Source organism: Curtobacterium sp. RIT-PI-V (genome assembly GCF_025642935.1).
Taxonomy (GTDB): domain Bacteria; phylum Actinomycetota; class Actinomycetes; order Actinomycetales; family Microbacteriaceae; genus Curtobacterium.
Window position 1 is genome coordinate 39,292 of sequence record NZ_JANZKM010000007.1, and the last position, 12,362, is coordinate 51,653.

The 12,362-nt window shown below is 74.8% G+C and carries 13 protein-coding genes; 8 read left to right on the top strand and 5 right to left on the bottom strand.

The annotated features are described in order from the left end of the window. Positions 1-49: 49 nt before the first annotated feature. Entirely contained in the window at positions 50-514 is a 465-nt protein-coding gene (locus tag OGL88_RS06720; protein ID WP_263090729.1) for an NUDIX domain-containing protein, read from the bottom strand. Positions 515-677: 163 nt separating this feature from the next. Between OGL88_RS06720 and OGL88_RS06725 the strand changes: the two genes are divergently transcribed. After that, entirely contained in the window at positions 678-1,574 is an 897-nt protein-coding gene (locus tag OGL88_RS06725) for a universal stress protein (protein ID WP_263090732.1), read from the top strand. Here the strand turns inward: OGL88_RS06725 and OGL88_RS06730 are convergent. The 3 genes from OGL88_RS06730 to OGL88_RS06740 all read right to left on the bottom strand — a co-directional run bounded on the left by OGL88_RS06730 (position 1,522) and on the right by OGL88_RS06740 (position 4,000). Beyond that, the gene (locus tag OGL88_RS06730) at positions 1,522-2,448 is read right to left on the bottom strand and encodes an SGNH/GDSL hydrolase family protein (RefSeq protein WP_263090734.1); all 927 of its coding nucleotides are present in this window, start codon (positions 2,446-2,448) and stop codon (positions 1,522-1,524) included. The genes OGL88_RS06725 and OGL88_RS06730 overlap by 53 nt on opposite strands. Before the next feature lie 152 nt (positions 2,449-2,600). Further along, entirely contained in the window at positions 2,601-2,957 is a 357-nt protein-coding gene (locus OGL88_RS06735; protein WP_111084060.1) for a PRC-barrel domain-containing protein, read from the bottom strand. Between the two features lie 50 nt (positions 2,958-3,007). Then, positions 3,008-4,000, bottom strand: coding sequence for a glycosyltransferase family 9 protein (locus OGL88_RS06740; RefSeq protein ID WP_263090736.1), 993 nt, complete (start codon positions 3,998-4,000; stop codon positions 3,008-3,010). A 100-nt stretch (positions 4,001-4,100) separates the two neighbouring features. Between OGL88_RS06740 and OGL88_RS06745 the strand changes: the two genes are divergently transcribed. The 7 genes from OGL88_RS06745 (at position 4,101) to OGL88_RS06775 (ending at position 10,961) form a co-directional block, all read left to right on the top strand. Continuing rightward, entirely contained in the window at positions 4,101-4,667 is a 567-nt protein-coding gene (locus OGL88_RS06745; protein WP_263090737.1) for an HAD family hydrolase, read from the top strand. After that, positions 4,664-5,740 (top strand): glycosyltransferase family 9 protein, encoded by a 1,077-nt coding sequence (locus OGL88_RS06750; protein ID WP_263090739.1) that lies wholly within the window; start codon positions 4,664-4,666, stop codon positions 5,738-5,740. Before OGL88_RS06745 ends, OGL88_RS06750 begins: the two co-directional genes overlap by 4 nt. A gap of 86 nt (positions 5,741-5,826) precedes the next feature. Next, positions 5,827-6,828 (top strand): glycosyltransferase, encoded by a 1,002-nt coding sequence (locus OGL88_RS06755; protein WP_263090740.1) that lies wholly within the window; start codon positions 5,827-5,829, stop codon positions 6,826-6,828. Continuing rightward, entirely contained in the window at positions 6,825-8,183 is a 1,359-nt protein-coding gene (locus tag OGL88_RS06760) for a glycosyltransferase (RefSeq protein ID WP_263090741.1), read from the top strand. The genes OGL88_RS06755 and OGL88_RS06760 overlap by 4 nt, the downstream gene beginning before the upstream one ends. Next, positions 8,180-8,800 carry a D-sedoheptulose-7-phosphate isomerase gene (locus OGL88_RS06765; protein WP_263090742.1) on the top strand — a complete coding sequence of 207 codons (621 nt, stop codon included), beginning with the start codon at positions 8,180-8,182 and terminating at the stop codon, positions 8,798-8,800. Before OGL88_RS06760 ends, OGL88_RS06765 begins: the two co-directional genes overlap by 4 nt. A gap of 59 nt (positions 8,801-8,859) precedes the next feature. Then, positions 8,860-10,221, top strand: coding sequence for a PfkB family carbohydrate kinase (locus OGL88_RS06770; protein ID WP_263090816.1), 1,362 nt, complete (start codon positions 8,860-8,862; stop codon positions 10,219-10,221). A gap of 35 nt (positions 10,222-10,256) precedes the next feature. Further along, positions 10,257-10,961, top strand: a complete 705-nt coding sequence (locus tag OGL88_RS06775) for an SDR family oxidoreductase (protein ID WP_111084066.1) — start codon at positions 10,257-10,259, stop codon at positions 10,959-10,961. A gap of 296 nt (positions 10,962-11,257) precedes the next feature. Here the strand turns inward: OGL88_RS06775 and OGL88_RS06780 are convergent, their stop codons facing one another. Then, the gene (locus OGL88_RS06780; protein WP_263090744.1) at positions 11,258-12,355 is read right to left on the bottom strand and encodes a glycosyltransferase family 9 protein; all 1,098 of its coding nucleotides are present in this window, start codon (positions 12,353-12,355) and stop codon (positions 11,258-11,260) included. Between the last annotated feature and the right edge of the window lie 7 nt (positions 12,356-12,362).

Below are 12,362 nucleotides of genomic sequence, written 5' to 3' on the forward strand. Positions count from 1 at the left end.
GGCTATCCAGACGGCGCGGACCCGGTCCGCACCGACACCACATCGTGATTCAGGCGGGTCGGTCGAGCAGCGCGTCCACCGCGGCGACCTGGCCCGCGACGAGCCGCTCCCGCGCCTCGGCGACCGGCACCCACCGGGCGTCGTCGACCTCCGGCACGTCGACGAACCGTCCCGAGCCACGTGGCAGTTCCAGCCGGACGGTGTTGCTCCGCACGACGGCGACCTCGAACCCCGGGGCCGGGGCGGCGAACACCCGGACGCGCTTGCCCGAGGCCTGCCGGAACTCGCCCAGGTCCGTGACGTCGTCGGCGGCCACGGGTGCGGGGATCCCGATCTCCTCACCGAACTCGCGGATCGCCGTCGCGAGCGGGTCCTCGCCGGGTTCGACGAGGCCCTTCGGGATGGACCAGGCACGTGGTCGGTTCCGCCAGTACGGCCCGCCCATGTGCGCGACGAGGACCTCCGGCCCGGCCGGACCGGTCCGGTGCAGCAACAGTCCGGCGCTCACCACCACGCCTGCGAGACTACGCGGCGTCGGACGGGAGGCCCGGCCCACGTCCGCCGCTCGCGGTCACCGCCGCGCACGGCCGGTTCCACCGCGCCCGACCGGAGTACCCTGTGGCGCACGGAGCGCCATGTGACGCCCCCGAAGCCTGCGATGGAGGAGGCCGATCGGGATGGACGAGCGATGGACGACGGTGACGTTGGCCGCCGATGCGGCGATGCCCCACGACGAGGCCCTGCGGTGGATCGTGGCCCGCGCCGGTGCCGGTGTCGAGCGGCTGCGGATCATCGGCGCCGACCACGCGCTGGAGGGCCGGACGCCGGTCGCCGACCAGCTCGCCCAGGCCGCGCGGACCGCCCTGCCCGGTGTGGCGGTCGAGGTGCACCGGCACGCGGGTCCGTTCGCCGCAGCCCTGGTCGAGGAGTCGGACGGCGGTGACCTGCTCGTGATCGGGAGCTTCCACCACCGGCGCGGATCGACGGCCGGCGGCGACCCGGCGCGGGTCGCCGAGCGCGCTGCCGTCCCGACCGTGGTCGTGCCGGAGGGTCCGCACCCGATCGACGGCGACGTGGTGCTCGCGGTGGAGGACCCGATCGACGAACGTGCGGTGTCCATCGCCGTCGACGAGGCCGTCCGGCGGAACCGACGGCTGACGCTCCTGCGCGCGTGGGAGATGCCCGTGCTCACCCGGACGGGACTGACCGACTTCGCCGAGGACCCGCTCCGGTGGCGCACCAGCAACGCCGAGCTGCTGCAACGGGTGACGTCCGTGCTGACGGCGCGGTACCCCTCGCTGCGCCTCCGTCCGCTGCTGGTCGAGGGCCACCCGGGTCACGCGATCGCCTCGCACACCCGCCGTGCGTCGCTGGTGGTGCTCGGTCGCGGGCACGTGCGCGCGCTCTCGGGCTCGTTGCTCCACGACGTCGTGCGCGAGACCGCTGCCCCGGTCTGCGTGGTCCCGCCGGCGGCGCACCAGGACAGCCGAGCGGCCACGGCGACCGAGACCGCCGGTGGGATCAGCCGGCGAGGGCGCGGATCGCGGCGGCCATCCGCGCGGTCAGGTACGTGACGCCGCGCTCGTTCGGGTGCAGGGCGCCCGCCTCCAGGTCGATCTTCCGGAGGTCACCGGAACCGGTGAGCGTCACCCCGGCCACGTAGCGCTTCGACGCGGCGCACGGCGAGTGGTCCTGCGTGCTCGCGAAGACGTCGACGAACCGCACCCCGGCGGCGGCGGCAGCGGACCGGGAGACCTCGTTGAGTTCGTCCTGGACCCCGTGCAGGTACTCGACGTCGGTGTCCGTGAAGGGGTAGGTGTCCGACGGGAACGAGCCCGCCAGGGTGCCGAGGTCGAGTGCGGACCGGAAGCAGCCCTTCGCGGGGGTGTCCTCGGCGTCCGGGAACATCGCCGGGTACCCGAGGAACACGACGACGGCGTTCGGGGCGGCCCGCTGCACCGCGCCGAGGGTGTCGGCGATGCCGAGGGCCACGCGCGACTGGATCTTCACGGCGAGCTGGTCGACGCCGTCCTGCACCAGGGTGCTCTCGCACGACGGGGCGTCGCGGCCCGAGAACACCGGGCCGTTCGCGGAGATCGCCAGGCACGAGGCCGCCGTGCCGAAGAGGTCCGCGTCGTTGCCGCCGACCGTCAGGGTCACCAGTCGGGTGCGGTCGGACAACGACTCGATCTGGGGTGGGACGCCCTTGAACTGGTGGCCCGTGGTGACGTCGTCGCTCGTGGCGCCGGCGCACGTGACGTCGGTCAGTGCGAGCCCGAACTGCGCCGCGAGCCGGTGCGGGTAGTCGCGCGCCGACTGCACGCAGGCGTTCGTGGGCAGCCCGGTGCGGTCCTCCAGGCCGTACCCGGCCGAGTAGGAGTCGCCGAGCGCCACGTACTCACTGCCCGGCGGGATCGCCTCGAGCGACTCGGCGGGGTCGGTGGTCACGGGGTACGGCTCCGGCACCGGCCACATCGGCGCCGCGGAGGCCGTCGGCGCGCCGACGGACCCGCCGAGGCCCGCTGCCACGAGACAGACGGCGCCGACCACCCCCAGGGCGGCGCGCAGTGGTCGGCGGGTGATGCGGAGCAGTTCCGGCCTCAGCGGCGTCCGAGGCGACGCTCGCCGCCGCTGCCCGTGCGGTACTCGAGGCCGTAGTGCTGGAACAGTTCGGGCTCGGTCGCGGCGTCGAGTTCACCGTCGGTCGCGATGGAGGGTGCGTCCTTCACGAGCTTCTTCGGGAAGGTCACGCGCAGGTGCTTCGGTGCGACGGTCGCCCCGACGAGGGGGACGAACACGAGCTTCTGGAAGCCGACCATCCCGGTCGTGAGCGCACCGAACGCCGGCTCGGACGTGGCCGTGTCGTAGTAGATGCTCTCGAGCGTCCCGACCTTGTCCTCGGCCTCGTCGACGACGGGCAGGCCGATCCAGTCACGGATGTTGGCGGCTTCGAACACGAAGGACTCCTTCCGAGTGCCCGGTGCGTCCGGGTGGCTCTCGGTCGACGCTACCGGTCGGTCGCCTGTGCGGTCACCCCGAGCACGTCGAGCCGGTCGACCGCGGCGAGCACGTCGGCCGCGCCGACCGCCAGGATCGCCGGGTCGGGGTCCTCGGCGAAGACGTCGCCACGCCGGACCGAGGCGTCGGTGAGGACGATGTGCGGACCCGATGCGGGCGGTCCCCAGGCCTCCGGCGGCGCCGGCCCGAAGAGCACCACCGACGGCACGCCGTATGCGGTCGCGAGGTGCGCGGCACCGGTGTCGACGGTGACCACGAGCCGCGCCGCGGCGATGACGCCGGCGAACTCCTGCAGCTCCAAGGAGCCGGCCAGGACCGCCCCCGGCGCCAGCCCGGCCGCGTCCGCGACGGCACGGGCGCGGACGACGTCGTCCGCGCCTCCCGTCAGGACCACGTCGGCACCGCGCTCCCGCAGTCCGCGCACCACGTCGGCGAAGCGGTCCGTGGGCCAGTGCCGCGCCCCGTGGAACGCACCCACGTGGACGACAGCGGCGTCGGCGACCACTGGCGGTGCCGCCGGGCGGTCGACGGCCACGTCGTCGGCGTCGGCGGGCACGCCGTGCCAGGTGAGCAGGTCCGCCCAGCGGTCGCGCTCGTGTACGTCGGACGGCCACTCGGGACCGTCGTAGCCGTGGGTCGGATCGGCGTGCCCGATGACCCGACGGGGCTGCAGGGCGGCGATCAGGTCGGACGACTCGGGGCCCGCGCCGTGCAGGTTCACCGCGACGTCGACCGTGCCGGCGGGGACGTTGATCGGGTGGTCGAGGCCGTGCTGGGCCAGGTGGACGTCCACGGCGGGGACGAGCTCGACGACGGGCGCCAGCCACGCGGTCGTCGCGAGGGTGATGCGGTGGTCGGGGAACGCCCGTCGCAGGGCGCGGAGCGCAGGGACGGCGACCAGGAGGTCGCCGAGCTTGATGGCGCGGAGGACGACGAGTTCCGGGCGTCCGTCGGCGGCGGGCAGGGTCTCGAGTGCGGTCACGGGCGCGACGGTAGGCGGTGCCCGCTGGTGGCGTCGGCAGCGGGCGCGTTCCCCGGCTGTCCTGAACCGGCACGCGGCCGCCGACCGGTACTCCGGTGCCATGCCCCTCGCACCGGACCGCGCGATCCGCGGCCTGCTCTTCGACCGCGACGACACCCTCGTCGTGGACGTCCCGTACAACGCCGACCCGCGCCTGGTGGTGCCGGTCCCCGGTGCCCGTCGCGCCGTGGAGCGGGCTCGTGCAGCCGGGCTGCTGCTCGGCGTGGTCACGAACCAGTCCGTGGTCGCGAAGGGCCTCGCGACGCGCGAGCAGGTCGACGCGACGAACGCCCGCGTGGACGCACTCGTCGGACCGTTCGACGTCTGGTGCGTCTGCCCGCACGACGCCGGCGACGACTGCGCCTGCCGGAAACCGCGGCCGGGCATGGTCCTCGACGCCGCCGAGCGACTCGGGGTCCCGCCGGAGGCGCTCGTGGTGGTCGGCGACATCGGTGCCGACGTGCAGGCGGCGCGGGCCGCAGGGGCGCAGGGCGTGCTCGTGCCGACCCCGCGCACGCGGCCCGAGGAGGTCGCCGCCGCCGAGACCGTCGCGGGGACCCTCGCCGAGGCCGTCGACCTGGTGATCGCCTCGGCCGGACCGTCGACCGTCGAGACGGACCGCACGTGAGCCGTCCCCGCGTCCTCGTGGCGCGCCTCGACTCGTTCGGTGACGTCCTGGTCGCCGGCCCTGCCGTCCGCGCCGTCGCCGCCGGGGCCTCGCACGTCACGATGCTGTGCGGACCGCAGGGCGCTCCGGCCGCCGACCTGCTGCCCGGCGTGGACCGCGTCCGGGTGTGGGCGGCGCCCTGGGTCACCGAGACCGCGCGGCCGATCGACGACGCCGTGCTCGCCGAGTTCCGCGCGCTCGTCGCCGAGGAGCGTCCCGACGAAGCGGTCGTCCTCACCTCGTTCCACCAGTCGCCGCTGCCCCTGGCGCTGCTCCTCCGCCTCGCCGGTGTCCCCCGCGTCTCCGGGGCCTCGGTCGACCACCCGGGGGCGCTCCTCGACGTCCGCCTGCGACCCGGCGAGGACCTGCCCGAGGACGTCCCCGAGCCCGAGCGCGCGCTGCGGATCGCCGAGGCGGCCGGGTTCCGGCTGCCGCCGGAGGACGACGGAAGGCTCGCGGTGCGTCACGACGCCGTCGCACCCCGGTCCGCGGCCGGGCTGGGACGGTACGTGGTCGTGCACCCCGGCGCGAGCGTGCCGGCCCGGTCGTGGCCGGCATCGCACCACCGCGAGCTCGTCGCCGCCTACGCCGAGCGCGGCGTGGCCGTCGTCGTCACCGGCTCCCCCGGTGAACGCGACCTCACGGCCGCCGTCGCCGGCACCACCGGCATCGACCTCGGCGGACGGACCACGCCCGCCGAACTCGCCGCGGTCCTGGCCGGAGCCGAGGTCGTCGTCGTCGGCAACACCGGGCCGGCGCACCTCGCCGCGGCGGTCGGCGTACCGATCGTCAGCCTCTTCTCGCCCGTCGTCCCCGCCGTCAAGTGGGCGCCGTACGCACCGCTGGTCGAACTGCTCGGGGACCAGTCCGCGCCGTGCCGGCTCAGCCGGGCTCGGGAGTGCCCCGTCGCCGGGCACCCGTGCCTGTCCACGGTGCGCATCGAGGACGTGCTCGCAGCCCACGAACGACTGCTCGTCCGCGCTTCGCGGATGGAACCGAGAAGTCTGCGGAGCGCGCCAGAAGGTGTTGCGTAGCGTCCTCCACTGCTCGGGCTTCTCGACTCCGACCCGCCCGCACCGCGACACCCTCCCGCTGCCCCGACCCGAACGGAAGGCCCTCCATGCGCATCCTCGTCTGGCACGTCCACGGTGGCTGGATGGACGCCTTCGTCCGCGGCCCGCACGACTACCTGATCCCGACCACGCCGGCGCGCGATGCCTGGGGCCTGGGACGTGGCGGGCGCGCCTGGCCGGCGTCCGCGATCGAGATCGACCCCGCCGACGTCGCCGACGCTGAGGTCGACGTGGTCGTCCTGCAACGCACCGAGGAGCTCGACGCGGCGAAGCGCCTGCTCGCCGGCCGCGACGTGCCGATCGTCTTCGTCGAGCACAACGCGCCCCGCGCCGACGTGCCGAACAGCCTCCACCCGTTCCGCGACCGCGACGACCTGACCATCGCGCACGTCACGCACTGGAATGCGCTCATGTGGGACTGCGGCACCACGCGCACCACGGTCGTCGAACACGGCGTCGTCGACCCCGGCCCGCGCTACACCGGCTCGCTCGACCGCCTCGGCGTCGTCATCAACGAACCCGTCCGTCGGGACCGCGTCGTCGGCACCGACCTGCTCCCCCGCTTCGCGACCGTGGCCCCCGTCGACGTCTGGGGCATGGGCACCGAACGGCTGCCGGAGCTCGGCTTCGGCGACGCCGTGGTCGCCCGCGGTGACGTGCCCTCGGACCCGATGCACACGGCCCTCGCCGAACGCCGCGCGTACGTCCACCCGAACCGGTGGACCTCGCTCGGCCTGTCACTCCTCGAGGCGATGCACCTGGCGATGCCGGTCCTGGTGCTCGCGACGACGGACGCGGCCCGCACGGTGCCGGGCGAGGCCGGCGCGATCGCGACCGACGTCGAGGAGCTGGTGCGGGCCTCCCGGATCCTCATCGAGGACCCCGACGAGGCGCGCCGACGGGGCGCCGTGGCACGGGAGGCCGTGCTCGCACGGCACGCGCTCGGCCGTTTCACCGCCGACTGGGACGACCTGCTCGACGACGCCGTGACCCGCGGCGCCGGACGCGACCGTGCTGCTGCCGCCACGTTCGAGGGGAGCCTCCGATGAAGATCGCGATGGTGTCGGAGCACGCGAGCCCGCTCGCCGTGCTGGGCGGTGTCGACGCCGGCGGACAGAACGTCCACGTGGCCGAACTGTCCGGGGCGCTCGCGGACCGTGGGCACCAGGTGACCGTCTACACGCGGCGCGACGACGCGTCCGCGCCGGTCCGGGTGCCGCTGCGTCCGGGCGTCGACGTCGTGCACGTCGACGCCGGTCCAGCGCGGCACGTGCCGAAGGACGAGCTGTTCCCGTTCATGGGGACGTTCGCGTCGGTGCTCGCCGCGGAGTGGTTCGTGGACCGGCCCGACGTCGTGCACGCCCACTTCTGGATGTCCGGGCACGCGGCACTCGATGCCGTCGCGCAGGTGCAGGCCCGGACCGGCGGCACCCGCATCGCCGTCGCGCAGACCTTCCACGCGCTCGGCGTCGTCAAGCGTCGACACCAGGGCTCCGCGGACACGAGTCCCGCCGAGCGCGAGTGGCTCGAACCGGCCGTCGGACGCAGCGCCGACCAGGTCGTCGCGACGTGCTCCGACGAGGCCTTCGAACTCAAGGCCCTCGGCGTCCCCCTGCAGCGCATCTCCGTCGTCCCGTGCGGCGTCGACGTCGCGCTGTTCCGGCCCGACGGACCCGTCGAGGAGCGCGGCCGTCGGCAGCGGGTGCTCACCGTGTCGCGGCTGGTCCGTCGCAAGGGCGTCGGTACGACCATCGCCGCGCTCGCCGCACTGGTCGCCGAGGGGCGCGACGTCGAACTCGTGGTCGTCGGCGGTGCCGGCGTCGCCGGGGCCGACCTGGTGGACGACCCCGAGTACCAGCGGCTCGACGCGCTCGCGCGGTCGCTCGGGGTCCGTGACCACGTGACCTTCCGGGGACAGCTGGGGCAGCACGAGATGCCCGCCGTGTACCGGAGCGCCGACGTCGTGGTCTGCGCACCCTGGTACGAGCCGTTCGGCATCGTCCCGCTCGAGGCGATGGCATGCGGTCGACCCGTCGTCGCGTCGAGCGTCGGTGGGCTCATCGACACCGTCGTCGAGGACGGCACGGGCCTGCACGTCCCGCCGCGCGACGAGGCCGAGGTCGCCGCTGCCGTCGGCGCCCTGCTCGACGACCCGGACCGCCGCGAGGCCCTCGGACGCGCCGGCCGTGCACGTGCGGAATCGCGGTACACGTGGCAGAAGGTCGCCGCGGACAGCGAGCGCGTCTACGAGCGGCTCCTGGCCGGTGCGGTCGCCGTGGCCGCACCGAACACCACCGCGGGTGCGCCGCAGCGCACCACCACGGCGGGTGCGCCGCAGCGCCCCGCCACCCACGCCGGACGGGTCCCGCGTGCCGCACAGCCGACCGAGAGGACCGCCCGATGACCATCGACCAGCAGCCCGGCATCGACGAGCACACGACCGCGAGTGCACGCATCGTGCTCGACCACGTCGCCGCCGCGGTCCCCGTGATCGCCTCCCTCGTCGACCACCGAGACCACATCGCCGCCTGGGCCGACGACATCGCGGCCCGGCTCGTCGCCGGTCGCCGCCTGCTCGCCGCGGGCAACGGCGGGTCGGCCGCCGAGGCGCAGCACCTGACCTCGGAGCTCACCGGACGGTTCGACGGCGACCGCCCCGCCTACTCCGCGATCTCGCTGCACGCGGAGACCTCGGCCGTCACGGCGATCGGCAACGACTACGGCTTCGACCAGGTCTTCGCCCGGCAGGTGTCGGCGCACGCCCGGGCGGGTGACGTCGTCGTCCTGCTGTCGACGAGCGGCAAGAGCCCGAACCTGCTCCGCGCCGCCGAGGCCGCCCGCGCCGTCGGCGCTCGGACGATCGCGATGACCGGGCCGCGGCCGAACCCCCTCGCCGAGGCGGTGGACGACGCGATCTGCATCGCGGGGCCGTCCGCCAACGTGCAGGAGGCGCAGCTCGTGCTCGTGCACGCCCTGTGCCGGGCGATGGAGCCCGCACTGCGCCGTGGGGTCCGACGATGACGCCGCAGCAGCCGGCAGCGCAGCGACCGGCCGCGCCGGACCGCGCTGCGGGTCGACGCCTGCGCATCGTCGTCGTCGGCGACACCCTGCTCGACGTCGACGTGGCCGGCACCAGCGATCGGCTCAGCCCGGACGCGCCCGTGCCCGTGGTCGACGTCACGACCGACGACCGCCGCGCCGGGGGTGCCGGACTCGTCGCCACGATGCTGGTGCGCGACGGACACGACGTCACCCTGGTCACCGTCCTGGGCGACGACACCCGCGCGCAGGAACTCCGAGACCTGCTCCCCGACGTCACCGTGGTGGCCGGGCCCTCCGGTGCCCCGACGCCGGTGAAGACCCGCGTGCGCGTCGTCGACCACGCGCTGGTCCGCATCGACGAGGGCTGTGCCACTCCGCCCGTGCCCGAGACCACCGACGCCATGACGGCCGCCCTCGACGACGTCGACGCGATCGTCGTCGCCGACTACGGCCGCGGGGTCGCCGCCGCTCCGGCGCTGCGGGAGGCCCTCGCGCGCGTCGCCGAGCACACCCCCGTCGTCTGGGACCCGCACCCGAAGGGCGCCGCACCCGTGCCCGGGATCACCGTGGCCACCCCGAACGCCGCCGAGGCCCGCCGGTTCACCGACGTCGAGGGCCACGGCGTGCCCTTCGCGACCGTGGCCGCCGCGGCCCTCGTCGAGCAGTGGGGCGTCGGCGCCGTGGCGGTGACGCTCGGTGACCGCGGAGCACTCCTCGCCGACGACCGTTCGGACAGCCGCTTCGTGCCGGCGCCCTCCGTCACCGCCGGCGACCCGTGCGGCGCCGGCGACCGGTTGGCGGCCGGTGTCGCCGTCGCGCTGGCCTCCGGCGCCGACGTGGCCGAGGCGCTCGCCGCCGGTGTCCTCGCGGCGTCCGAGTACCTCGCCGCGGGCGGGGTCACCGCGCTCTTCGCCGCCGACGTCCCCGCGCCGCTCCCCGGTGCCGACCGCGACGCCCTGCGCACCGTCCACGACGTCCGGGGCGCCGGCGGTACCGTCGTCGCGACCGGCGGCTGCTTCGACCTGCTGCACGCCGGGCACGCCCGCACCCTGTCCGCGGCGCGGGCACTCGGCGACTGCCTGGTCGTGTGCCTCAACTCCGACAGCTCGGTGCGAGCGCTCAAGGGTCCGGACCGGCCGATCATGACCCAGGACGACCGCGTCGAACTGCTGCTCGCCCTGGACTGCGTCGACGCCGTCGTGGTGTTCGACGAGCAGACCCCCGACGAGGCGCTCCGCCGCTTCCGCCCGGACGTCTGGGCGAAGGGCGGCGACTACACCGCGAACGAGCTGCCCGAGGCAGCGACGCTCGCCGAGTGGGGCGGACGCGTCGTCACCGTCCCGTTCCACCCCGGCCGCTCGACGACCCGGCTCGCCGCAGCGCTCGAACACGTCGGCTGAGTCCGACGGATCCACGCCCCTACGGAAGGAAGTCCATGCCCGTCCCCACCACCCCCATCGGCCGCGTGCTCGTCACCGGCGGCGCCTCCGGACTCGGCGCGGCGGTCGTCGCTGCGGTCGTCGAGGCCGGCGGCACCCCGATCGTCCTCGACCTGCGCGTCGACGCGGTGTCCGAGGGCATCGACGCCGTGGCCGTCGACGTGTCCGACACGGACGCGGTCGAGCAGGCGGTCCGCCAGGCGGCCGAGCGTCACGACGGACTCGACGCGGTCGTGACCGCCGCGGGGATCGACACCCCGGCACCGATCGACGCGATCTCCTCCGGCAACTGGGAGAAGATCGTCGCGGTCAACCTGATCGGCACCGCCTCGGTCGTCCGCGCCGCTCTGCCCGCCCTCGAGGCGGCGCACGGCCGCGTCGTGACGATCTCGTCCTCGCTCGCCCTGCGCGGCGTCGGCGACGGCACCGCCTACTCGGCGTCGAAGTTCGGTGTCCGCGGCTTCTCGCAGGCCCTGGCCGCCGAGACCGCCGGCCGCATCGGTGTCACCAACGTGATCCCGGCCGGCATGCGCACGAACTTCTTCGCCGACCGCACCGAGCAGTACAAGCCGGGTCCGGACGCGCAGCTCATCGAGCCGGAGTACGTCGCGAACGCGATCCTCTTCGCGCTCTCGCAGCCGGCCGGCTGCGAGATCCGGGAGCTGTCGATCATGCCCGCGACGGAGCCGAGCTGGCCGTAAGCGCTCGCTGCGCGCCGCGCCGCTGCCTGGTGCGAGGTTGATCACTCGGTGCGGGGACGGAGACCTGCACGGAGTGGTCAACCTCGCACCGCGCGTTGGTCGTCGCCACGGGGCGGACGGGAGGCGCATGCCGGATTGGCACCGTGCCTCCCGTCCGGCGGTGGACCGGACCACCCCGCCGAAGCGACAGATCTCCGCGGCGCCGGTCCGTCCCTGCCGCGAACGCGACGGTTCCGCGCGGAACGTTCGCGGCAGACTGTCGCTTTCCGGATCCGGGCGGGACCAGCGCGCCGCGGTCAGACGGTGCGGAGCAGGTCGGCGACGTCGTCGAGGACCTGCTGCGGGTCGACCTCGTCGACGTAGGACGGGTCGTGCGCGCAGCGTTCGGCTGTCCACCCCACCTGCGTGACGTCGACCCCGCACACCGGGCAGCGCGTGACGTAGGACAGGTGCACGCGGTGACGCCCGCGGTCGAACGGCCCGGCGTTGACGACGTTGCCGAACCAGAACACGCCGACCGTGGGGGTCCCGACGGCGACCGCCAGGTGCCGCGGGCCGGAGTCGTCACCGACCATGACGTCGGCGGCGGCGAGCACGGCGGGGAGCTCGCGGAGCGGCACGGCGCCGGTCAGGTCGTGCACGCGTCCGGCGAGGTCGGCGGGCAGCGCGTCGACGATGGCGGTCGACGCCGGTACGTCGGACGCGTCGCCGACGAGCACCACGTCGTCCCCGGCGGCGAGCCGGACACGGGCGACCTCTGCGAAGCGCGAGGGGCTCCACCGGCGGCGCGGATCCGTCGCACCGGGGTGGATCGCCAGGAGCCGGGTGCCGTCCCCCGCGACGCCCAGCCGCTCGCGGACCGCCGATCGCTCGTCATCGGACACGCGCACCCGCGGGTCGAGCGTGACGGGGGCGGCCCCCGCGAGCGACACGACCTCGAGGGCACGCAGGACCTCGTGCTGGTAGTAGACGTAGCGCACCCAGCGCTCGAGGACCTCGGCGTCCTCGGTTGCAGTGCCGACGGTGTGCCGGGCGCCGAGCCGGAGCAGGAACGGGTTCGAGTTGCGGCCACCACCGTGCAGCTGCACCGCGAGGTCGAACCGGCCGGACAGCCGGGCGAAGAAGTCCTCGGCATCGGGAGCGTCGTCGCCTGAGTCGCGGACACCCGGTGCGACCGGGAGTTCCTCGAAGGCGTGCACGGCGTCCGTCCGGCCGCCCAGGACCGCTGCCGCGGCGGGCGTTCCGAGGAGCGTGACACGCGCGTCCGGGTAGGCCGCGGCGAGGGCTCCGAGGGCCGGCACGGCGAACATCAGGTCGCCGAGGCCTCCACCGCGGAGCACCGCGATCTCGGTCACGCCGTCGAACCGCTCTCCGCCCACACCGATCTGCTGCACGCCTCTC

Excerpts from the sequence above, each read along its gene's own strand:
- OGL88_RS06725 (WP_263090732.1), top strand. The coding sequence starts at position 678 with ATGGACGAGCGATGGACGACGGTGACGTTGGCCGCCGATGCGGCGATG.
- OGL88_RS06745 (WP_263090737.1), top strand. The coding sequence starts at position 4,101 with ATGCCCCTCGCACCGGACCGCGCGATCCGCGGCCTGCTCTTCGACCGC.
- OGL88_RS06755 (WP_263090740.1), top strand. The coding sequence starts at position 5,827 with ATGCGCATCCTCGTCTGGCACGTCCACGGTGGCTGGATGGACGCCTTC.
- OGL88_RS06760 (WP_263090741.1), top strand. The coding sequence starts at position 6,825 with ATGAAGATCGCGATGGTGTCGGAGCACGCGAGCCCGCTCGCCGTGCTG.
- OGL88_RS06765 (WP_263090742.1), top strand. The coding sequence starts at position 8,180 with ATGACCATCGACCAGCAGCCCGGCATCGACGAGCACACGACCGCGAGT.
- OGL88_RS06775 (WP_111084066.1), top strand. The coding sequence starts at position 10,257 with ATGCCCGTCCCCACCACCCCCATCGGCCGCGTGCTCGTCACCGGCGGC.